The organism is Bacillus sp. G16 (assembly GCF_021282335.1).
Taxonomy (GTDB): domain Bacteria; phylum Bacillota; class Bacilli; order Bacillales; family Bacillaceae; genus Bacillus; species Bacillus inaquosorum.
This window is the reverse complement of sequence record NZ_JAJSOZ010000003.1, coordinates 41,605-65,355: the sequence shown is the minus strand read 5'-3', so window position 1 is coordinate 65,355 and position 23,751 is coordinate 41,605. Positions and strand designations below refer to the sequence as shown.

Here is a 23,751-nt window from a genome sequence, read left to right as displayed (position 1 = left end):
CATAAGTATAAAGCAAGCTCTGTGGGAAAGTCTGTCAATTAATGTTGAGAGGAAAATACAATTTTTCAGGGATATCTGCTTAATTTGTCGAGGAAATAAATGAGAGTATATAAAAAAGCTGCCTGTGACGGCAGCTTTTTTACACTTAATTTTCAGTATTGATATAAAGTTTTCCATTCGCTGTTTTTCTAGTTTCATTTCCATACTCATCTCGTACAATCACTTCTACTTTTGCTCCGTTTGCTTTAATAGAAGAAGTGGCTGTCCAATAGCCTTCATATCTCCCCGGAGAAATTTCTCTTAGCGGGAGCTCGGTGGCGTTTTGCACACTCGCCCTTGCATTTGTCAGCGGAAGACGAATGACAAACGTTGCATCCAAATCTTCTGCGCTTGAGAAAGCGATTTTCACAGATTCACCGGCTTTTAAGGTTTTGTCCTCTCCAGGGATCAATCCGGAAATGACAGGCTTGTCAAAGTTAATGTCAATGACTGCCTTTTTCGTCGTTTTGTTGCCCGCCAAGTCAGAGGCAGTCACCTTGACTTCATTGCTTCCGTTCTCCAAGAGAACACGGGCTGAGTATGAACCATCTGTAACCGTTGCTTTTTTGCCATTCACCTTGACTTCTTTCAGATTGTCATCGGATACAGCCCCTTTGACAGTCAGTGCTTCTTTATTTGTTTTCTCGCCATCCTTTGGATTGTCCAGCGTCAATTCAGGCTTGACTTGATCAAGCGTGACTGTAACAGGGCTGGAGGCATCCGTAGTTCCGTTGTCTGTTGATGCAGTGGCCGTCAGCTTATTTTCACCCTTGCTGAGTGAGATGCCTGCCTGGAAGGTGCCATCCGCAGCAGCTTTCGTTTCTCCTGCTTCTTTCTCTCCATTATAAATGTGTACTGTTGTACCAGGAGAGGCTTTTCCTTTTACAGTAACGTTCTCCTTGTTTGTGTACGATTTGTCTGCCGGTGAAGAAATTTCAGGTACAGCAGCTTCATAATCAACTAATGCGCGAATCATATAGTTGCCGTCCGCTTCGTCACCTGGCTGCCATTGTCCATCTATATACTGCCAGTTGCGGCCAGAATTCTGACCGGTTTCATCCATTGCCAGTCCAGGTGAATACGGATCAGGTTTTGACTGGATATACACGAGATAAAAGTCTTTATCGACCATAATCCCTTTTGAACTGAGATCTACCTTGGTCCATTCGCCATTGCGAAGGGCTTCGGCGTTAAATGGCCCGGCAATTTTTTTGCCTGGTGCTCCGTCTTCTCCTGTAGCATCGTATACCTCAACCTTAAACTCGGTGCCGCCAGGATCAGGAAACTCTGTATCCCAGAATCTGAACAGTCCTCCTGTAAGCATGCCTTTGTCCTTGCCGTCAGCCAACGTCATTTTTACCGCCCATCCGTTACCTGCTGCAAAATAGGAATTGGCATTTTCCGCCGTTCCGTCATCATATGCAATCTCACCCGGATAACCGACGAAAGGCTTCAGTACAGTTTCCTTCGTAACATCACCTTTTAAATCAACGGTAAATTCATCGCTGTAATAACCCGGTGCAGCGACTTTAATCGTATAGGCGCCTTCATAGGCCTCAAGCGTATATTCACCTTTGTCGTTTGTTGTAGCAGGTTCAACTGCAGCATCCTCTATAACATAGACGGTGGCGCCTTTTACCGGCTCTCCTGTCGCTTTATTAATGACTGTGCCTTTTAATGTCCCCTTCTTCATTTCCTCTAACGTAAAATTAGCTTGTGTCGTCTGATCTGCCTGCAGAGAAACTTTTTGGGTTTTCGATTGATAACCGTACGCTTCTGCCTTAAGCGTATAATCTCCCGCTTTGTGCATCAGCGTGTACTGCCCTGTGGCTTGATCCGAATATGTTGATTTTCCTGTTTCCGCGACACTGACTTGTGCCCTGATCGGCAAAACCTGTGGCTGTATATCTTTACTCTGATTATTTACCGCTGTGTTTGCAGATGGCTTAGCCTTTTTCGGATTCACTGGCTTTTTCTTTTGCTTTCCTGAAGGCTTTTCGACACCCAGCTTATTCTTCTTGGCTGTTTTTCCGGCCGATTTGTCAGAAAGCACTACATCATCAATGTACCAGCCCTCTTTTGCTATACTTTCATCTGATTGAAGGTTAAACATCACTTGAATGTTTTGACCTTTATAAGCGGATAAATCAATTTCTTCATCCGTCCAGCTTGATGTCTTTCCATTATAGACACCAGCCTGCTCCCAATTCTTTTCGCCTTCCGGAAGAACAAAAACGTAGCCGTAATCAAAATCATCCTCTAAATGGTGCCAGCTTTTAAATTGAAGAAACAGGTTTCCTGAATTCGGCACTTCAACAGGAGGCATCACTAGATTCATATTTGCTGAATTGGCATAGTTTCCTGTTAGGTTTGTTCCGTATACTTTTTCTCCTGATGCTGCTGTAGTTGGGCCTGACGACGGAACTCCCCATTCCCAGTTATTATGTGTTCCGCTTGCAATCCAGCCACCGGGTGCAGCCTCAAAGTCCTGCTTGTATCCCACCGTGATGCTTGGCTTCACAGTTACATCGTATGTGTCAGACTCAACGACATGGCCGCCAAAATCCTGAATCATCCACTTATAGCTTAGTGCAGCTCCTTTAATGTTTGGAATCTCTGCCTGATACGTTCCTTTCAGGTGATCACCGCTGATTCGTTTAGCCGTTACTTCTGTCCATTCACCTTGATCCAGCTTATAGGACAGTTTTACAGACGTCACACTCACATTGTCTTCAGCTGTCAAAGTCAGCGGCAGGCTGGCGCCTTCATAGGCTTCTGTTACTTTCTCATGCTGATAGACAGGAGGCTCTTGATCATCCCCCTCTACAGAAACTTGTCCTTCTGCTTTTCCTAAACCATCTGTAACAGCTGATACAGCATCAAAAGCGTTCACCAAACCATGGCCGTATCCGTTATTCGGAGAATCAGGAAATGTTGAATCCGTCAGTGGTTCAGCCGTGCTCGTTAATATATCCTCCATCTCATCGACAGAAAGTGAGGCATCCACCTGTTTCAGCAGTGCAGCAACAGCAGACACATGCGGTCCTGCCATTGATGTGCCGTTCCATCCGTCCTCATATGCCTGGCCGGGAACGGAAGACCGGATATTTACGCCCGGTGCAGAAATTTCCGGCTTTATTTCATCATATGGAGATGGCCCTTGTAGAGAAAAGTCAGCGAGCTTTTTGTTAATATCAGTCGCGCCAGTTGCAAACGATTCCGGATAGTTTGCCGGGTTTGCGATAGAACCAGGTCCGCCCGGAATAAAGAGATCCGTATTCCCCGCTGAAAACTCAGGGAAAATATCGGCCGCACGCCAGGCATTGACCATATCTCTGTACCATTCATCAAGTCCTGAGCCCCCGCCCCATGAGTTATTGACAACATCAGGAGCCATTTCCGGGTGAGGATTGCCCTCTGCGTCCTTTGGAGCTAAAACCCATTCACCCGCCTCCAAAATGTCAGCATCAGTGCCGCCCTCTTCGGAGAACGCTTTTACAGCAATCCATTTTGCGCCAGGCGCTACACCGATTTGATTTGTTCCATCGGGTTCAGATCCCACCATCGTACCTGTCACGTGGGTCCCATGAGCCAGATCATCATAAGGGCTTGCTTCGCCTGCTACGGCATCATACCAGTTCATTTCATTATTAGGCTCATCAGGATTTTCCGGATTATATCCGCGATATTTCTCTTTTAATGCCGGATGGTTCCATTCCACACCAGTATCAATAGACGCGACAACTGTGCCAGTTCCATCGTATCCAAGTTCCCAAGCTTTCGGGGCGTCGATTTGGTCTATATTCCATTCCACACCGTCGGTTGCTTTGACAGCTTTTTGCGCTTTTTTCATATTAAATGGGGAGGATGACTTAAAAAGCTGCCGTTTCTCATTTGGAAGCACCTTTTCCACTTCGGGGAACTGCGCTACTTTTTCCATAACCTCTTTTGAGGCATGAACAGCGATCCCATTCACCACATAATAAGAGTGGATCTGGTCTGCATTTCCTTTATTTTTCTGGCTGTTCAGGTATGTTAAGACGTCTTGCTGTGATTCATTGGCTGTGACTTTTAAGGATGACACAACGGCAGAACGCTTTTGATATTCCGTCTTAGCGGCAGTCAGCTTCTTCGATTTTGCTTTTTTGACAGCTGCTTTTGCCGCTTTTTCTGTGTCAGCTTGATCCTTAAATTTAATCAGAAAGGTCGTTTTTTCTTTCTTTTTAAAGCTTTTCTTTAATGTACTCGAGATCTTGTTCTGAATGGATTCAGCAGATTGAAGCTCCTGTTTAACAGGAGTTGAGGCGCCTTTGCTGCTTGCCCCGGCTGCACCCGGAAACAGCAGTGAACCGATAACAACCGTACTTAAAACAGAGCTAACGAGTCTGTTTTTCGTTTTTTTCCTCATTTTTATCCCCCTTTTTTCAAAATGCTTTGTAAAAGAATGTCGTCCCTCCTTTTAAAAAGTGAATGGTTTGTCAGAACATCGCTGTACGTTAACTGTAGACAATCTGTATTACAGATATTGTCGTTTTATGTCATTCGATTTCCATATATATGAAAATGATAAAATCGTCATGAAATAAGAATAGGTCTAATAGTCTTATTTGTTATTCTGTGAAGGAAGACATAGGGAAAAAGACTTTACAAGAAGAAAAGTTTTGGAGAAAAACAAAAAGGACAAAATCGAAAACGATTTTGTCCTTTACATTAGCCGCGTTTATTACGGTTTCTTAAGAATGTCGGGATGTCAAGCGTATCATCAGCCGGCTGTGACGTGTGACGGCTTACTGTGTTTTGTTGCTGAGGCTCCTCACGTTTTGGTTCACGCTTTGGAACACTTGTGTTATGTGTTTTGATGCTTTGGTTTAAGCTTGGACGCTGGGGTTTCGTGACGTCCTTCTCTTGTTCGATAAAACCAGTTGCAATCACTGTCACCACAATCTCATCTTTTAGATTTTCATTAATAACAGAACCGAAAATCATGTTTACGTCTTGGTCAGACGCTGAAGCGACAATGTCTGCTGCTTCCTGAACTTCATATAAGCTGAGGTTTGTTCCCCCAGTGATGTTCATGAGGACACCTTGCGCACCGTCAATGGCCGCTTCAAGAAGCGGGCTGGAGATTGCTTTTTTTGCTGCCTCTGCCGCGCGGTTTTCTCCAGTCGCAATACCGATACCCATCAAAGCAGATCCTTTGTTTGACATGATTGTTTTCACATCAGCAAAGTCAAGGTTGATAAGACCAGGTGTAGCAATCAAGTCTGAAATACCTTGAACCCCTTGACGGAGTACGTTATCAGCTTCACGGAATGCTTCAAGCATCGGCGTGTTTTTATCAACAATTTCCAGAATTCGGTCGTTCGGGATCACGATCAGTGTGTCCACCGCTTCTTTCATTGCTGAGATTCCGCCTGCAGCCTGAAGCTGTCTTTTGCGTCCTTCAAATGTAAACGGTCTTGTAACAACTCCGACTGTTAATGCGCCTAAGTCTTTCGCGATTTGTGCGATAACCGGTGCAGCACCTGTTCCTGTTCCGCCGCCCATACCAGCTGTCACGAATACCATGTCAGCGCCTTTTAACGCTTCTTCAATCTGCTCTTTGCTTTCTTCAGCGGCTTTTTTTCCGACTTCCGGATTCGCACCTGCTCCCAATCCTCTTGTCAGCTTTGCGCCGATTTGCATTTTCACTTCTGCTTTTGACAGGTTAAGAGCTTGAGCGTCCGTATTTACCGCGATGTACTCTACTCCTTGCACTTCATTTTCAATCATTCGGTTGACAGCGTTGTTACCGCCGCCTCCTACTCCGATTACTTTAATTGATGCTAAGCCGTCTATGTTTGTTTCGAACTCCAACATGCTAAATCCTCCTAATCTGCCGAATGACTATCTATCTATTCCCAAAACATGCTTAATAGTTTTTTCATTTTGCTCTGTTTATTATGTTCGGCTTGTGTTTTTTGTTTTCCTTTTGGCCGCTGCTGCACCTCATTTTGGTGATGATGCTGCTCTTGTTCCTCTGATGATGAGACTGCAATTTCCTGTATCGCTTCTTCAGGCATCTTAAAGCCTATTTTTCTGCCTTGGATTCTTGCATTTCGGCAGGCGAATTGGATCAGACCCACTCCCGTCATATACTGAGGATCTCTTACACCGATATAATTCGGGCTTGCCACTCTGACATTGTTTTGCAGCACATCCTGTGCCAATGACATGACACCCGGCATTGCTGCTTGTCCCCCTGTCAGCACGAAGCCTCCCGGCAGATCGGTAATTCCCATACTGCGAAGCTCTTCTGAAACAATTTCAAGAATTTCTTCTACTCTTGCTTCAATGATATTCGCTGCTTCCTGCTGTGTAAATGTTTGTTTTTGATTGGTGCCTATAACGGTTACCTCAAATACTTCATCTTCCGAGGCTTCGTCATAGTAGGCATGTCCAAATTGCTTTTTCACGCGTTCTGCTTCTTCTGTTGACGTTCTCAATCCGATGGAGATATCTTTGGTGATATTTTCGCCTCCGAGAGGAATGACACGGGTAGAAGTGAGATGTCCGTTCTGGAACACAGCAATGGTTGTTGACCCTCCTCCTATATCAATGAGAGCAACACCAAGATTTTTCTCGTCCTTTGACAATGCAGCAGAACCGGCTGCCAGCGGCTGAAGACATATATCAGTTATTTCAATACCGGCTCTTTCAACACAGCGAAGCAAGTTATGTAAGATTGTTTTTGAACCGGTGATCAGGGTGCCTTCTACTTCTAAACGCACACCCAGCATTTTTTTCGGGTCGGTGATTTCATCTCTTCCATCTACGATAAACTGTTTAGGAATGACGTCGACAATCAGCTGTTCGTGCGGTACTGAAACAACCTGTGCCGCCTCCATGACACGGCGTACATCTTCAACTTGAATTTCTTTATTCTCACTGGAAACTGCTACAACACCGTTTGTATCTTGAATATTGATATAATTTCCATTAACGCCGACAATAGCTTTTCTAAGCGGAAAACCTACCATTCTTTCAGCTTGGTCAAACGCTTTTCTTATAGAATGAACGGTCTCATCTATATCAACGATTGAGCCTTTTTTCAACCCTTCAGACGGTACATTTCCCACACCGATAATATTAAGGGAATCATCTGTCATTTCTCCGACGATCACTTTTGTATTGGACGTACCGATGTCAAGACTGACGTAAAGTTCATTGTTGTTCATTCTATGGCACCTCCTCACATTTCGATCATTTCTATTCTATTATTTGCGGAACAACAATACAATGAATGTGGCTTTACAAGTGTGTAACAAAAAATATCACAACGGAATATTCCTCATGTGCTTTTCACATTTTATGTTTATTGAAAATATTCGTTATATCCTATGTATATCCTCTTTTATATCACATTTTTTTTATTTTTTTTAGAAAGAGTCCACTTTGTTAGTAGATTTCTTCTAATAACAGCTATATTCTGAAATAATCTCACTCCAAATGCGAATATACCTGCTAAATACAAGTCTACACCAAGATGGACTCCCAGAAAAGCTAAACTTATTGCCAATATAATATTAAAAAAGAAACCGGAAACAAATACCATTTCATCATATGTACCTTGTAAATGCGCCCTGATTCCGCCGATTAATGTATCAAGTGCGGCGAGCACCGCAAGCGATAAATAGTTTGAATATTCACTCGGTATCGTTAAGTTTGTCATCAGTCCAATCGCTATTCCGAGCACCAGTCCCAGCACAGGCAGCCACATGACAATTCTCCTCCTTTTCAGTCTTTAAGCGGTTTCAGCTGTTGTACGTCCAATGGTCTGTCGTATGCTTTTAATGTCAGCTCGCTTTTAGATTTACCGGCTTTTAATGCTAAATTTTCAGATGCAAAAAGATCCTCAAGGCCCGACCCCTTCACTCTGCTGTACAGCATGTCCGGATCTTCGGCGAGCACTTTTACTGTTAAAGGATAATCGTCAAGGCCGTATCCGTCTATTTTTGTTGTGCCGTTTATATCCCTTATGACTGTATGATTCACAACTCTTCGCTCATTAATCGAGATATGCTCTGCACCGAAGGAGTTGAGTTCATTGATCAGCTTCTTCAGCAAATCCGGAGGCGGATTTTCGATCGGCTCTCCTGTTAAGCTTTCAGAAAAAAGTGGGGAAATGGTGATGACAATTCCGCTACCTGTTATATCGGTCATGCCGGCTGTTTTTTTTAAGGTTTGCAAGGTATTATTGAGCGCGGTTTCTTTTGTCATTTCTTTACTTTGCGAATAGCTATTCAGCAGTTTATCATATTTGTTTATTTCAGCCAGCAGCTTTTCCTGCTTCTTCTGCTCTGATGTCAGCTCTTCTCTTATATCCCACATGTCTCTCGTATCTCGGACTTTAGGATGCTTTAACGAGTTAAACTGAACAGATATCATGAGGCCGAAGATGACCATAAGCACACTGATGCTTATGAAGGAACGCTTTATTTTCAATCTGTTTCACCCGCTTTTTCAGTCATTCCTTCGTTTTCAGAATCGGTTTCATTTGTACGTTTTTCTCTTTTTCTGCGGTAACAGAAATATGATCCATTGACAGCTGATCGATCAGGCCTCCTGCTATATTTAACGAAGGCAGCAGAACATCAGGATCTCCAATAGCGGATATCGTAAACGGAGCCGGATGCTGCACCCCGTCTACCGTTACAACAGGACCGTTGCACTTGATATAGGAATCATGTGTCAAACGCTGGCCATTAACGGCGACGGCCGCCGCCCCCGAAATATACAGTTCGTTTACCACTTGAAAGATATGGCTTTCGTGAACGATGTAACTGTTCACATTCTCCCCTTCCGGTATGTACGACGCATCTTCCAAGGTCACCTCAACGCCCTCTCCCTGCACACCGACTTCCCCAATATACATTCGGTACTTTTCTGTATCTTCGAGGACGTTATAGTATTCCGTCTTTTCTTTCTTCAGCTTATTTTCCGCCTGACGGACTTTGTTTTGCTTTTGATACAATTCTTTTTCAAGATTCTTATTTTCTTTCTCCTGTTTCAGGAGTTCATCTCTCAGCGCATATTCTTTTTTCCACTCTTCCGTCTCAGCCGCGCTTTTGTTGTTTTCTTTTGTCATTTGAAAAGAAAATGAGATCAAAAAGCCTGCGATAAGCATAATCAAAGAAAGAAGGACTGCTGATTTGCCCCTCAATTTTCATCTTCCTTTTTAGCAGCTTTATTGTTTTTTCCAAACTCTTCAAAATAGGTGGCAACTTCTAAATGAATAATGCCTTTCTTATTGCTGCTAAGCTGTGAAATGATAGAAGGATACGTTTTCATTCGGTCTGCAAAGGTTTTAATAGACGCAGTGACAACATAACCGTCGTTCATATACAATTTAATACGGTTTTCATCCATTTTTACAGGCGTGTAATAAATTTCTGAAATTGACTGTTTTAAAGAATTTGACAAAGCATCGAGCTGCTTGGCCATTTGAGACCGCTTTTTCGCGTTTGTCCAATTGACCAAAATCGGTCCGGCATCCTCCGGCGTTACTTCGTTTGGCAGAACTGATCCGTTTTCAAGCACTTCATAGTACACATTGTCTTTTTCTAAATAAGCAATCGCTTTATACTCTTCGATCGCAATGTTGATTTTATTAGGAAGCGATTTGCTGATCTCCGCTTTTTTTACTAATTTATTTTGCTGAATCTTCTTTTCTGTTTTTTTCTTGTCCAAACTCCAAAACTCAGTATCTCCGCTGTTAATATCGGAAAGCTCGATAATTTCCTTTTTGGATACATTTTCATTCCCTGTAACAGAGATGGTTGATACTTTACTGATTGGCGTCTGCAGGTACACGATGATCAGCACCATAATAAAAAAGAGCATAATAAATGAAATGAGACGGCGGTTTGCCTTCTGTTTCCTCTGCTCTTTAATTTTTGGAATCCGTTCTTCAATGTTTACGATTTTTTCTCGGTCATGACCCGGGTTCATTGCCTGTTCACCTCATTCAAATGAAACAGCTGTTAAAAGTCTGTCTATTCCAAAACAAACGGCATACTACGATGCCGTTTGTCGTTTGCTTACAGTATATCATATGAACAGCTTCAGTCAGAACTTGAATCAGCGATTTTCGCCGATGATTTCAACCTCTGTGTGCATATCAATCTCGTATTTTTCACGGATTGTCTTTTTCACATGGTCAATGAGATCAAGCACATCTTTTGCTGATGCTCCGCCCGCATTGACGATGAAGTTTCCGTGCATCTCCGATATCTTTGCACCGCCGATTTGATATCCTTTCAAGCCTGCTTTTTCTACAAGGTTTCCGGCATGATTCGGAAGCGGATTTCTGAATATGCTTCCCGCACAAGGGCTTGAATACGGCTGTGTATTTTTTCTGTAATCTTTATTGCTTTGCATTTGCTGAACGATTGATTCCTTATCCTTCTGCTCCAGCTGCAGAACAGCTTCAAGGCAAACGCCCGGGCGCTTCTTTTGCAATACAGATGTTCTGTAGCTGAAATCCATCTGCTCATTTGTCAGCCACTCAATCGTGCCGTCTTCAAATAAAATATGTGCTCTGACGAGGATTTCGCTCATATCAGAACCGTGGGCGCCGGCATTCATATAAACCGCTCCGCCGACTGATCCTGGAATACCAGCAGCAAATTCCAGTCCGGACAGGCCTTTTTTACTCAATGATGTTGCAAGACGGACCACGGAATAACCGCCTCCGACTGTTACTTGTTCCCCGTCAAGCTCCAAATGGTCAAGGCCTGCGCCCAGCTTAATCACTACGCCTCTGATTCCCTCATCTAAAACAAGAAGATTTGATCCGCGGCCGATGACTGTCCACTTCACATCATATTTTTTAATAACGTCCATAATATCTTTGACAGCATCTACACTGCTTGGAATGACCAATACATCCGCAGGTCCGCCGATTTTCATCGTTGTATGATTCGCGAGCGGTTCATTTGCAAGAACCTTGCCGACTTCGCGTTCTTTTAATTCCTGTATCACTTTCTCCATCGTAAACCTCCGCATTCCATTTGCTTTTCTATTATTTTTTCAATTCTTCGAGTACGCTGTATAAACGGGCAGCCGCGTCAGGAACACCGAGTGACTTTGTCCGTTCGCTCATTTCCTTTAACGTTTTCTCATTCAGTACGATCCGGTCAAGCGCTTCAATCAGTTTTTCCCCGCTGAGCTCTGTTTCTTTCAGAACAATCGCCGCATCATGCTGGCCGAGAGATCTCGCATTGACCTCTTGGTGGTTCGCTGTTACATATGGGCTTGGAATCAGTACACTTGGAATTCCGAGAGCAGTAATTTCAGCAATCGTCGTCGCACCAGCTCTGGCCACAATGACATCAATGGCCTTCAAATACTCTGGCATTTGATGAAGAAACGGCTTTGTGACCATATTATCAGCTGCACCCTTGCTTTTCAGCTCATTCATCACTTTTTCATAGTGAACTTCACCGGTAATATACAGCACTTGGTAGTCTCTTGTTTTCAGCGCATCCTGCATGTCAATGACAGCACGGTTAATTGGTGCGGCGCCTCTGCTTCCGCCGAAGATTAAGACCGTTTTTTTCTCTTCAGAAAGCCCAAATTCAGCCATTGATCGGCCCGTCTCTATTGAGACGACTTCAGAGGCTCTCGGGTTTCCCGTAAATACAACTTTCTCGCTAGGAAAATGCGATTTTGCTTCTTCAAAACAAATTGCTACTTTATTAACATATTTTGAAAGAAACTTATTCGTGATGCCCGGCAGGCTGTTTTGTTCATGGACGATAGTCGGAATTCCCATCTTGGCAGCGGCATAGACAACTGGTCCGCATACGTAGCCGCCCGTTCCAATTACGGCATCAGGCTTAAATTCCGCTAAATACGATTTGCTCTTTTTTACGCCCTTCAGAAAACGCATCACAGTCTTGACGTTTTCAAATGACAGCTTTCTTTTAAACCCTGTAATTTCAATTGAACGAAACGGTATATTCTCCCGTTCCACAATTTTTTTCTCCAGCCCGTTTTCTGTTCCGATATATAAAAATTCCACATTAGGATGACGGCGCTGCACTTCTTTAATAAAGGCAAGAGCGGGATAAATGTGTCCCCCTGTACCGCCTCCGCTTATTGCAATTCGCATATCTCTTCCCCCAGTCTAAGTTTCTCTATAACATAGCGATAACCCTGTTTTGTTGGACAGGGTTATCACATCAATTGTTTCCCAGCTTCCTGTTTCACAGGGAGCTTTAGGCAAACATTCATTAATACCTCGAGTATCGGCTCACGTTCAGCAGCACACCGACGGCCATCAGCATCAGGGTCAATGAAGAACCTCCGTAGCTCAGAAACGGGAGCGTGATCCCTGTTACCGGAATAAGGCCCGTTACTACGCCGATATTAATCATGACTTGAATGGCAATCATTGAAATAATGCCGACTGCGACAAAGCTTCCGTACAGATCAGGTGCACCGAGTGCAATTCTGATTCCTCTCCACAGCAGGACGCTGAAGAGGAGCAAAATAAGTGTTCCCCCGATAAACCCAAGTTCCTCTGACAAGATGGCAAAAATAAAGTCTGTTTGCGGCTCAGGCAGATAAAAGAACTTCTGTCTGCTTTGTCCAAGTCCCATTCCGAACAATCCGCCGGGCCCCACTGCATAAAGCGATTGAATGATTTGAAAACCGCTGCCGAGCGGATCTTCCCACGGATTTAAATATGAAGTAATCCGCTTAATCCGATATGGAGCCGATAGTACGAGCCCAACAAATCCGCTGAGGCCGATCAGTCCGAGAAAGACGAAATGGGCGATTCGCGCGCCAGCTACAAAAATCATGACAATACAAGTTCCGACCATTACTGTCCCCGTTCCGAGGTCAGGCTGGCACATAATAATCAAAAATGCTGAAAATACAATGCCAAGTGCCGGGATGAATCCCCGTCTGAACGATGTTATGTTTTTTTGTTTTTCAGAGAGAAATTTAGCAAGGAATGCAATCATCGCAAGCTTCATAAACTCTGAAGGCTGTATGCTGAATGCCCCGACTCCGATCCAGCTTCTTGAGCCGTTCCGCACCATGCCGACGCCCGGTATCAAAACAAGAATCAAAAGAAAAAAACAGATAACCATCAGCAATTTGGACCATGTCCGCCATGTCCAATAATCAACATTCATGATAAAAAACATGGCTATGACGCCTATTCCCGCAAACAGCAGCTGCCGTTTCGCGAAAAAGAATGAGTCATCAAATTTATAATCCGCCCATACCGCACTCGCACTGTACACCATAATTAATCCGATTGTTAATAATAATAACGTAATGATGACCAATAACAAATCAGGCGATGTTTTTTTAGTAGTCAAAGCAATCGACACCCCAAGCTTAAAGTCATTAGGGCTGCCGATTTACTTCAAGACAAGCCCTTACTTAAGCATATGCACGGCATCTATAAACATGTCACCGCGTTCTTCAAATGTTTTGAATTGATCCCAGCTCGCACACGCAGGTGACAGCAAGATGACATCTCCTTCATTTGAGAGCGCAAACGCCGCAGATACTGCTTGTTCAACATTATCGACACGTTTGACATGTTGTATTCCCATCTCATTACCGAGCTTCTCGAGTTTCGGAGCAGTCTGGCCAAATGTCAGCACTGCTTTGACATGCTTCATATACGGTTTTAAGTCGTCAAAACCATTTCCGCGATCCAGTCCGCCCGCAAGCAGAATGACCGGTTTGTCAAAAGCTGAAAGCGCCTTGCTTGTCGCCAAAATGTTTGTTGCTTTACTGTCATTATAAAATTTGCGGTTTTTCACTGTTGTGACATATTGGAGACGGTGCTTCACGCCAGTAAAGCTTGTCAGCACCTTTTTGACTGCTTCGTTGGACGCTCCTGCCGTTTTCACAACTGCAATAGCAGCTAAAATGTTCTCCAGGTTATGAGCGCCGGGTAGCACAACCTCTTCCAGAGGAAGAATGACTTCGCCGTTGAACATAATCATACCGTCTTTTACATAAGCGCCCTGATCAAGCGTTTTGCTGACTGAAAATGGAACGATACCGGCTTTACCGGCTTCAGCCAGACGCATGACGGTTTCATCATCCTGGTTGACAATGGCTTTATCTGAAGCAGTCTGATGAAGATACACTTTCTGTTTCGCTTTTTCATAGTTTTCTCGCGTATGGTGATAATCCAAATGAGCGTCAAATATGTTTAAAACCAAGCTGATTTCCGGTCTGAAAGCGTGTGTTCCCATCAGCTGAAACGAAGACAATTCAGTAACGATCCACTCATCCCCATCAGCATGATAGGCAACTTCACTTGCGACTGTGCCGATATTTCCGGCAATCAGAGCTTTTTGCGAGTCAGCTTTGAGCATTTCATAAATCAGCGTTGTCGTGGTCGTTTTTCCGTTCGATCCGGTAATCCCGATAAACTTGGCGTTTGTCAGGTAATAAGCGAGCTCAATTTCCGTCCAAACCGGGATGCCTCTTTTTTCCGCTTCCTGAACCATAATATTTTCGTATGGAATTCCCGGGTTTTTGATCAGGACCGTGATTTGATGCTGATCAAACAGAGAAACTGGATGCTCTCCGCAAACAACCTCGAGTCCTTTTTTAGAAAGCTTTTGCGCTGGTTCGTTTTCTTCAAAAGGCTTTTGGTCGTTGACTGCAACATAAATGCCTTTTTCATGAAGAATGGATGCCGCCGCATACCCGCTTTTCGCGAGCCCAAGGATTAAAAAATGCTGATTCTGTAAAAATTGATCGTTTTCCACTTATAACCACACCTCGATGTAAATTCCTAAAACGGCAAGCAAAAGTCCCGCAGCCCAAAACGTCACGACTACTCTCCATTCAGACCAGCCGACAAGCTCATAATGGTGATGAAGCGGACTCATTTTAAAGATACGTTTACCTGTCGTTTTAAAGCTGATAACCTGCAGTATAACGGATAATGTCTCGATAACGAATACACCGCCGATGATAACCAGCAGGATCTCTAATTTCGTTAAAATGGCAATGGTAACGATGGCTCCTCCCAATGCAAGTGATCCGGTATCTCCCATAAAGACTTTGGCCGGATGAGCATTAAATACGAGGAAGCCCAGCACCGCACCCACAACGGCAACTGAGAAAATCGCTACGTCATATTGAGACTGATTCCATGCCAGGATGGCAAAAGCACCAAAAGCAATCGCCGCAGTACCGGATAATAAGCCGTCAAGACCGTCAGTTAGGTTAACCGCATTTGAACCGCCGACAAGCATAAAGAGCACCAGGATAAAGTAAGCCCAGCCAAGATCAAATGATAAGTCAGTTCCAGGCACGCGAATATCTGTCGCGAAATTGTAGTAATGGTACACGGCATAAAATACAACCGCAATGATAATTTGTCCGATCAGCTTTTGCTTTGACGTCAATCCCAGATTGCGCTTCATGACGACCTTGATGTAATCATCTAAAAAGCCAAGCAAACCGTAGCCGAGCGTAACAAACAGAAGCAGCACCATTTCCGGGCTTATTTCTGAAAATTTCTGTGTCATAACAATTGTTGTCACAATGATAGAAAGTATGATCATGACCCCGCCCATTGTCGGCGTCCCTGATTTTTTCTGATGTGATTTCGGTCCTTCTTCTCTAATACTCTGGCCGAATTTTAATCTTCTTAAAAACGGAATAAGAATCGGAGAGAGCAGAACACTAATTAAAAACCCCATTAAAATTGTAAACAGAATGACTTGCTCAAGCATTGTCCTTTTCTCCTCCTGTTTCTTTCAAACGACATACGTAGTTATCATATTCATGATTTTTTCTCATATGAAAATTCTTTTCAAGCTCCATATTCAATAACATCTCTTTCCTATGAATTCGTCTTATTCTTATTGAGTTCGACAATGGCTCTCGCCGCCACTTCAGCATCGTCAAAATCGAAGGTTTCGCTTCCGATCTGCTGATAGGTTTCATGCCCTTTTCCGGCAATGAGAACTACATCTCCTTTTTTGGCATTGGCAATCGCGAAAAAGATTGCCTGCTCGCGGTTTGCAATGCTGTGGTAGTATTCGTTCTCTACTCCGGCTTCCATATCTCTTAAAATCGCGCGAGGATCTTCGCTTCGCGGGTTATCTGAAGTGAAAATCGGCTCATCAGCCAGCTCTACAGCGATTTTAGCCATTTTTGGGCGTTTCGTCTTATCTCTGTCTCCCCCGCAGCCGACAACGACAAAGAGCTTTCCTACCGTCATGTCTCTGCATGTCTTCAGCACATTTTCAAGGCTGTCCGGTGTGTGCGCGTAATCTACAATAACCGGAAACTCCTGCTGCTGATTGACCAATTCAAAGCGGCCTCTTACGCCATGCAATTCTTCAACAGCTTCAGTGATGGTTTCAAACGGTATGCCTGCTGCAATACATGTTGCAACAGCTGCCAGCACATTATACACGTTAAATTGTCCGACGAGCGACATCGTGATATGTTTAGTGCCTTTGTTTGTCACAAGATCAAAGCTTGTGCCCTGTGCAGTGATCGTGATGTTCTTCGCCATCACATCAGCGTTGTTTTTAATTCCGTATGTAGAGATATGCGCTGCGGTCACCTTTTCAAAATAAGCGCTCGCCTCATCATCAGCGTTCAGTACGGCACGCTTTGGATGTTCATGGTTGAAAGCCCCGCCAAGCTGAGAAAAGAGCAGGCTTTTTGCCTGTCTGTACTCATCCATCGTTTTATGATAGTCCAGATGGTCCTGCGTTAAATTCGTAAACACGGCAATATCATAATCACAGCCATGAACACGCCCTAAAGATAAAGCGTGAGAAGAAACCTCCATGATAGCAGTGTCAACTTGCTTGTCATTCATTTTCTTAAACGTTTTCTGCAGCGTGACACTTTCCGGAGTCGTGTTTTTAACGGGAAGTGTTTCATCGCCGATTTTCATGTACATTGTGCCGATCAAGCCTGTACGTTTTCCCGCTTTTTTCAGAATCTCATCGACCATGTGGGTCGTTGATGTTTTGCCGTTTGTGCCTGTTATCCCGATCAGCTGAAGCTTCTTTGTCGGCTGTCCGTAAAACGCATCAGACAAAACGCTGAGCGCACGCAGTGACTGCCGGACAATAATGACGGGCACATCCACATCGAGCTCTCTTTCAGCCACAATAGCCGCTGCGCCGTTCTCTACTGCTTTTTGCGCAAAATCATGGCCATCTACCGTATACCCTTTTACACATACAAAAAGACTCCCTTTCTTTACTTCCCTGGAGTCCATCTCAATTGAAGTTATTTCAGGGTCTTGTGAGTCGTTTACAGAAGGTTCGGTTGTTAAGTATGTAAGCAGCTTTGTAAGTTTCATCGTATCAAACCTCTCAACATTCTAATTCGTTCTTTTTATCATTTGAAGTCACGTCAAATGATGTGATAATGATTTTAAGCATACAGTTCATATTTTAGCGTAAATAAAAGGATACATCCAGCTAATCTTGAAGATATGAGCATTTTTTCTGCAATAAAATAATAGGCAGCCCGAATTAATCGGCTGCCTCTTTTTCATCTTCTTCAGTCAAATAAACGCGTATCTTTGAGCCCTCTTTTACTTTCGTTCCGGCAGCTGGCGATTGTTTAACGATTTTGCTTCCTTTCCCGGAAGCATCCACATTGAGATTCACCAAAAGTGACTCAAGATCTGAGACAGACATCCCTACAACATTCGGAACTTCTATTGTTTTTGTGTCGTTCCATTGGTACTTTTTCTCGATTTGATTTTTCCTAGGCTTCACACCAATCTCCGGCAGGCTGTCTCTCATAATATTCCCGACAATAGGCGCTGCAACCGTTCCGCCAAACTGAATCGTGCCTTTCGGGTTATCCACCGCGACATAGACGACAAGACTCGGATCGTCAGCCGGCGCGAAACCGATAAATGATACAATATGGTTGTTTTCGAGGTATTTTCCATCCTTTACCTTTTGTGCGGTTCCCGTTTTTCCGCCGACACGATATCCTTCAACAAATGCGTTACGGCCGGTGCCTTCTGCGACGACGCTTTCTAAAGCATAGCGGATTTGTTTGGATGTCTCCTCAGAAATGACTTGTTTCTTTGCGATTGGTGATTGTTTTTTAACCGTTTTTTTCGTTACAGGGTCGATCCATTCCTTTGCAATATAAGGTGTGTAGAGCGTTCCTCCATTTACAGCGGCAGATACGGCTGCAACCTGCTGAATCGGCGTGACAGATACCCCCTGTCCAAAAGCCGTAGTCGCTTGCTCGACCGGACCTACTCTATCAAGCGGGAATAAGATCCCTGTCCCCTCGCCCTGCAGATCAATTCCCGTTTTTTGGCCGAAACCAAAGTCTTTAATATATTTGAAAAGCTTATTCTTCCCTAAGCGCTCGCCTAATTCAACAAATCCCGGGTTGCAGGAGTTTTGTACAACCTCTAGATACGTCTGCAGCCCGTGTCCGCCTCTTTTCCAGCACCGCAGTCTCGCCCCGTCCACTTCCGCATGCCCTTTATCATAAAATTGATCACGTTTCAAATTTACTTTTTGTTCTTCAAGAGCTGCTGCAAGTGTAATAATTTTAAAGGTGGATCCCGGCTCATACGTGCTCCATACCGGCAGATTCCGATTGTAGACGGACGGATCGACTGATTGATAATCAGCCGGGTCAAAGTCAGGCCTGCTAGCCATCCCCAATATTTCTCCGTTTTTCGGATTCATCGCTACAGCAATCATACCGTCAGGATGATATTTGGCCTCAGCGTTATCAAGCTCCCTCTCCATTATCGTCTGAACCTTCGAATCAACTGTCAGCTTCATATCAAGCCCGTCCTTAGGCGGTGTGTAGTCGTCCGCTTCATCAGGCATTTTCTTCCCTTTTGCATCTGTATAAAACTTAACAGAGCCCTTTTCCCCTTTCAGATCATCGTCGTAATAGGCTTCAAGTCCAAGGAGCCCTTGGTTGTCAATGCCGGCAAATCCAAGCACATGAGATAAAAAGCTGCCGAAAGGGTAATGGCGGATACTGTCCTCCGCAACATACACACCCTTTAAATCAAGCGCTTTGATTTCTTTCGCCTTTTCATTCGAAATCTTTCTCCCTTCAGGAGTTATCTTTTCGATTGACGCTTTTTTTGTTACATGCTTATATACTTTTTCTTCTGACATGTTTAAAACCGCCGCAAGCTGCTTGCTCGTTTTCATCGGATTATGAACTTGGCGCGGGACGACGAATACGGTCGGCGCACTTTTGTTTGTTGCCAGCTTCACGCCGTTCCGATCCAGAATCTCTCCTCTCTCCGGCTCAAACGGCAAGTTCCGGCTCCAGGAATCTTTCGCCAGCGAAGTCAGTTTCTCGCCCATCACAAACTGAACATACCCCAGCCTTGTATCAATGATCAGAAACACGATCACGCCAAAAAGCAAAACAAATAATAAACGTTTTCTAACCGTTACATTCGAGACGCGCAAGAGACCGTCCACTCCTTATTTAGGCTTGTTTCATTTTATGCCTGAAATTGGACGGGTAGAACGATGCTCCTCTGAAGGTATAAAAAAAGAAAGCCTGCATAATGGGGAAAATCCCCAGCAGGCTTTCTTTTTTTAATCTGGATTTTTAAACGTTACCTTGATGACGGTTTTGTCTTTTATTTCTTTGTCCTTCTTGACGCTTTGGCTGACAGCATAGCCTTGTCCGCTTACTTCAATATGAATACCCGCCAGCTCGCCGTATTGAAGAACCTCTCTTCTCGACCAGCCTGTCATATCAGGCATTTTGATTTTGCCGCCCGTTTTCAGGAAGACCTTCTGATTGGTCAGAACTTCCTCATCCGCTTTCGGATACTGTTCTTTTACAGCGATATCACTGCCGATGACAATCGGTGTGAGATTCTCTTCTTTCGCTTTCTTTTGAGCAGCAGTTACCGTTTGATCTGTTAAATCAGGCATCGTCTGCGCTTTTGTGTCTTCCTTATCTGAGTCAGACTTTTCAGTTGGCTCTATGTTTAGGTAGTGCAGGCTATTTTTCATTGTTGGGTTGAAGATTTCAGATACTGGATTTGAACCCGTTTCATCATTCTCTAATTGCGGCTGCTGTACTGCAACATAGATCAGCAACTCGGGATCATCTTTAGGCGCCATTCCCATTACAGAAAATACGTAATTATCGCGTCCAGATAAATAACCGTTTTGCCCGGCAATTTGTGCTGTCCCGGTTTTAACAGCTACATCAAAACCTTCAATTTTATAAGGCCGTCCAGTACCGATATCAGATGTAACGACATCACCTAAAATATTACGAACCTCTTTAGCGGTGTCAGCAGAGATTGGCGTACCGGCTGACTGAGGTTTATTTTGATAAATGGTTTTCTTCGTATCAGGATCAACAATATGGTCTATGACGTAGGGTTGCATCATTTTACCGTCATTTGCTATTGCAGTCGCAGCCTGCAGCTGTTGAATTGGTGTAACAGCAGAAGCTTGACCATATGCAGTCGATGCTTTATCAAATTCATATTTAAAGTTCATTTTACTTGATACTTCATTCGGCAAGTCAATACCTGTTTTTTGATAGAAATTGAATTTATGAAGATATTCATCAAGACGGGTATAGCCCAGCTTTTCATTAGCCAATTTGGCAAAAGCCACATTAGAAGACCTTACTACACCGTCATGGTATGTTGTTGCCCCCCAGCCTACTCCGTCATTATGGTCTTTTACTATTCCTCCGCCTACTTTATATGTTCCGGACTTGTACTTTTCATTGCCGTTATACACATTCTCCTGTATGGCAGCAGCAAGTGTAAAAATCTTCATCGTTGACCCGGGTTCATACGCATATGAAATCAAATCATTATAGTAGTTTGTCACATCACGCGTGTTCGGGTCAAAGCTTGGGCGCTGTCCCATCGCAAGGACTTTGCCCGTTTTCGGATCGACGACTGCGCCCATGATTTTTTTCGGATTATACTTTTTCGCCACTTTTGTCATGCTGTCTTCCAAAAAGGTTTGAATTTTTTGGTCAATGGTTAAATATACATTGTCACCATTTTTTGGCGCTGTAATTTTATTTTTGCTGTTCGGGAGCTCCCAGCCGGATTTGTCACTTTCATAAGTCACATATCCGTCCCGCTCCTTCAAATACTTATCCAGCACTTTTTCTAATCCCATCGCGCCGGAAATTTCATTTGTGTCTTGATCAACCTCGGCATAGCCGATTAAATTGGATGCAAAAACGCCGTTTGGATAGTAGCGTTTTGTATCCCGTAAAAATGAAATGCCCGGGAGTTTCAGCTTTTCGATCTTTTGCTTTTGTGAATACGTAATATCCCGGCCCGCTGAGCCGAACTCTACTTGTTTTGCATCCTTATTTAAGATATCAAGGATATCAGCCTTGTCTATGTTTATTACTTTAGACAGCGCTTCCGCCGTTTTTTCTTTGTCTTGGACATGCTGAGGGTGCTTTTTATCAGTGGTCATTTTTTCATCGAGAATGGCGATCAGCTTATACGTCGCTGTGTCCTCTGCAATCACTTTTCCGGTTCGGTCTAATATCGAGCCGCGGCTTGCTTCGATGGTCCGTTTCTTTTCATGCTGCTCTGTCGCTTTTGTCGCAAGCACTTCACCGTTCGCTTTTCCGGTTATTTGAATATATGCCATTCTCCCCAGGATGACAAAGAAAAAGAGAGCGAAACAAATACTTAGAATCGCTGCTCCTCTATTCATAAATTTATTCTTTTTTGGCATTTGAATCATTCCTGTATGTTTTTCACTTTTTTATCTTTTAAATTCAAGCCGTTCTTTTTCGCAATGTCCATAATGCGCTGCGGTTTGCTTAAATCAGCAACGCTTTTTTCGAGGTCACCAATTTGCTTATTTTCGGATGAAATTTGCTCCTCAAGCTTTTGTACCTCAATATTGGTTTGATATGCTGCATACGCCTTCGATACGATCAAAAGCGATACGCTGAGCACCACCGCAGCAAAGAGGACAAGAAGCACTTTTTCTCCGAGAGTAATGGAAGCCCTTTTCTTGACAATCACTTTTTTCTCAGGACTGATCGCATGCCGCTGCTGTTTCTCTGGTTGGTAAGCTAAATTGCTCATAGGCTGATGACCTCCTTTTAATTTTGCGTTCGTGTTTCGTTATTTTCTTTTTTCGGCAATCCGAAGCTTCGCAGAACGAGCCCGGTTGTTTTCTTCAAGCTCTTCATGAGATGCCGTAATCGGTTTTCGTGTGATGAGCTTCAGCTCCGGTTCAAACTCTTCCGGTATGACAGGAAGACCCGGTGGAAGCTCCGGAAGCGACGACTTTTCTTTAAAAGTGCTTTTGCAAATTCTGTCTTCAAGCGAGTGGAAGGTAATGACTGATACCCTTCCCCCTGGCTTAAGAACCTCAATTGCCTGCTCCAAAGCCTCTTCAAAAACCTTAAGTTCATCGTTCACGGCAATTCTGATTGCCTGAAACACGCGTTTAGCGGGATGTCCCCCGCTCCTTCTCGCTGGAGCGGGAATCGCGTCTTTTATTAGATCGACCAGTTGGCCCGTAGTTTGAATAGGAGATTTGATTCTTGCCTCCTCAATTTTTCTGGCGATCTGTTTGCTGAACTTCTCTTCGCCGTATTTAAAGAAAATACGTACGAGATCCTCGTAGCGCCACTCATTTACGACTTCTTTCGCCGTAAGCGTGGCCGACTGGTCCATCCTCATGTCCAACGGAGCGTCATGATGGTAACTGAATCCGCGTTCCGGTGTATCCAGCTGCGGGGAGGACACCCCTAAATCAAATAAAATACCGTCTACTTCTGTAATGCCTTGTTCATTCAAACATTCTTTTAAATACCTGAAATTGCTTTTAATCAGAATGAGCTGCCCTTTATAATCGGACAACGCTTCTTTCGCATGCTGTAATGCCGTATCATCTTGGTCAAAAGCGATTAAACGCCCCTTCTCGGATAACTGCTGCAATAAGTATGTACTGTGCCCAGCTCCGCCGAGTGTGCAGTCTACATATGTACCGTCCGGTTTAATATTGAGCCCGTCTACGGTTTCACGAAGAAGTACTGTCTTGTGTTGAAACATATTGTGTTGGTCCCACCTTTTATCAGGATGAATTGAAATTGTTTTTAGAGTGTTATACACGAAGAATCATTATATATCAAACCCAATCATGTTTTCAGCAATTTCAGCAAATGAATCTTCTTGCTCTTCTGTGTATTGTTCCCAAATTACTTTACTCCACAATTCAATTCGATTAGAAACCCCGATAACAACACATTCTTTTTCCAGTTTGGCGTAATTCAATAGAGATGATGCAATATTTACCCTGCCTTGCTTGTCCAGTTCGCATTCGGTTGCCCCTGAAAAGAAGAAACGGGTAAACGCGCGGGCATCTTTCTTAGTGAGAGGAAGAGCTTTTAGTTTTTCTTCAATTTGTTTCCATTCGTGCATAGGGTAGCCGAAGAGACATTGGTCAAGCCCTCTTGTCAGCACAAACTGCTCACCGAGGCCTTCTCTGAATTTAGCGGGTACGATCATGCGGCCCTTCGCATCGATGGTATGCTGATATTCACCCATAAACATGATCTCTTGCCCCACTTTCTCTCCTTAACTCACCACTATCCACCACTTCTCTCCACAACTTCATTTTACACTGTTTACCCATAAAAAAAAACCCTGAACTATTCAGGGTTCTTTAAAACTTTATT

18 protein-coding genes are annotated in these 23,751 nt (G+C 43.8%); all 18 read right to left on the bottom strand.

Translation table 11 applies throughout. The annotated features are described in order from the left end of the window. Positions 1-145: 145 nt before the first annotated feature. Positions 146-4,447: a S8 family peptidase gene (locus LWH95_RS04280; protein ID WP_232919035.1), complete on the bottom strand. Its 4,302-nt coding sequence runs from the start codon at positions 4,445-4,447 to the stop codon at positions 146-148. A gap of 302 nt (positions 4,448-4,749) precedes the next feature. Then, positions 4,750-5,898: a cell division protein FtsZ gene (ftsZ, locus tag LWH95_RS04275; RefSeq protein ID WP_003238681.1), complete on the bottom strand. Its 1,149-nt coding sequence runs from the start codon at positions 5,896-5,898 to the stop codon at positions 4,750-4,752. A gap of 35 nt (positions 5,899-5,933) precedes the next feature. Beyond that, complete coding sequence (gene ftsA, locus LWH95_RS04270; protein ID WP_003238682.1) at positions 5,934-7,256, bottom strand: cell division protein FtsA; 1,323 nt, start codon at positions 7,254-7,256, stop codon at positions 5,934-5,936. A gap of 176 nt (positions 7,257-7,432) precedes the next feature. Further along, on the bottom strand, positions 7,433-7,798 hold the full coding sequence (locus tag LWH95_RS04265) for a small basic family protein (protein ID WP_003238683.1): 366 nt from the start codon (positions 7,796-7,798) through the stop codon (positions 7,433-7,435). 17 nt (positions 7,799-7,815) lie between these two features. Next, a complete protein-coding gene (locus tag LWH95_RS04260; RefSeq protein WP_019258340.1) occupies positions 7,816-8,523 on the bottom strand; it encodes a DUF881 domain-containing protein in 708 nt (235 codons plus the stop codon). A 22-nt stretch (positions 8,524-8,545) separates the two neighbouring features. After that, a complete protein-coding gene (locus LWH95_RS04255) occupies positions 8,546-9,241 on the bottom strand; it encodes a DUF881 domain-containing protein (protein ID WP_003238685.1) in 696 nt (231 codons plus the stop codon). Beyond that, positions 9,238-10,029, bottom strand: a complete 792-nt coding sequence (divIB, locus tag LWH95_RS04250; protein ID WP_084992560.1) for a cell division protein DivIB — start codon at positions 10,027-10,029, stop codon at positions 9,238-9,240. The genes LWH95_RS04255 and divIB overlap by 4 nt, the downstream gene beginning before the upstream one ends. A 129-nt stretch (positions 10,030-10,158) precedes the next feature. Next, a complete protein-coding gene (gene murB / locus LWH95_RS04245) occupies positions 10,159-11,070 on the bottom strand; it encodes a UDP-N-acetylmuramate dehydrogenase (RefSeq protein WP_232919034.1) in 912 nt (303 codons plus the stop codon). A gap of 31 nt (positions 11,071-11,101) precedes the next feature. Next, entirely contained in the window at positions 11,102-12,193 is a 1,092-nt protein-coding gene (gene murG / locus LWH95_RS04240; RefSeq protein WP_232919033.1) for an undecaprenyldiphospho-muramoylpentapeptide beta-N-acetylglucosaminyltransferase, read from the bottom strand. Positions 12,194-12,314: 121 nt separating this feature from the next. Next, positions 12,315-13,415: a stage V sporulation protein E gene (spoVE, locus tag LWH95_RS04235; protein ID WP_019258336.1), complete on the bottom strand. Its 1,101-nt coding sequence runs from the start codon at positions 13,413-13,415 to the stop codon at positions 12,315-12,317. Positions 13,416-13,475: 60 nt separating this feature from the next. Further along, positions 13,476-14,831 carry a UDP-N-acetylmuramoyl-L-alanine--D-glutamate ligase gene (gene murD / locus LWH95_RS04230; protein WP_232919032.1) on the bottom strand — a complete coding sequence of 452 codons (1,356 nt, stop codon included), beginning with the start codon at positions 14,829-14,831 and terminating at the stop codon, positions 13,476-13,478. Then, complete coding sequence (gene mraY / locus LWH95_RS04225; RefSeq protein WP_003238695.1) at positions 14,832-15,806, bottom strand: phospho-N-acetylmuramoyl-pentapeptide-transferase; 975 nt, start codon at positions 15,804-15,806, stop codon at positions 14,832-14,834. It lies immediately after the preceding gene. Positions 15,807-15,916: 110 nt separating this feature from the next. Next, positions 15,917-17,401, bottom strand: a complete 1,485-nt coding sequence (locus LWH95_RS04220) for a UDP-N-acetylmuramoyl-L-alanyl-D-glutamate--2,6-diaminopimelate ligase (protein WP_100274745.1) — start codon at positions 17,399-17,401, stop codon at positions 15,917-15,919. A gap of 175 nt (positions 17,402-17,576) precedes the next feature. After that, the gene (locus tag LWH95_RS04215; protein WP_060398576.1) at positions 17,577-19,517 is read right to left on the bottom strand and encodes a stage V sporulation protein D; all 1,941 of its coding nucleotides are present in this window, start codon (positions 19,515-19,517) and stop codon (positions 17,577-17,579) included. A 132-nt stretch (positions 19,518-19,649) separates the two neighbouring features. Further along, on the bottom strand, positions 19,650-21,791 hold the full coding sequence (gene pbpB / locus LWH95_RS04210) for a penicillin-binding protein 2B (protein WP_442860837.1): 2,142 nt from the start codon (positions 21,789-21,791) through the stop codon (positions 19,650-19,652). Between the two features lie 5 nt (positions 21,792-21,796). Beyond that, the gene (gene ftsL, locus LWH95_RS04205; protein ID WP_003238704.1) at positions 21,797-22,150 is read right to left on the bottom strand and encodes a cell division protein FtsL; all 354 of its coding nucleotides are present in this window, start codon (positions 22,148-22,150) and stop codon (positions 21,797-21,799) included. A gap of 39 nt (positions 22,151-22,189) precedes the next feature. After that, a complete protein-coding gene (gene rsmH, locus LWH95_RS04200; protein WP_232919030.1) occupies positions 22,190-23,125 on the bottom strand; it encodes a 16S rRNA (cytosine(1402)-N(4))-methyltransferase RsmH in 936 nt (311 codons plus the stop codon). 69 nt (positions 23,126-23,194) lie between these two features. Beyond that, positions 23,195-23,626: a division/cell wall cluster transcriptional repressor MraZ gene (gene mraZ, locus LWH95_RS04195; protein ID WP_003221402.1), complete on the bottom strand. Its 432-nt coding sequence runs from the start codon at positions 23,624-23,626 to the stop codon at positions 23,195-23,197. Positions 23,627-23,751: the final 125 nt, after the last annotated feature.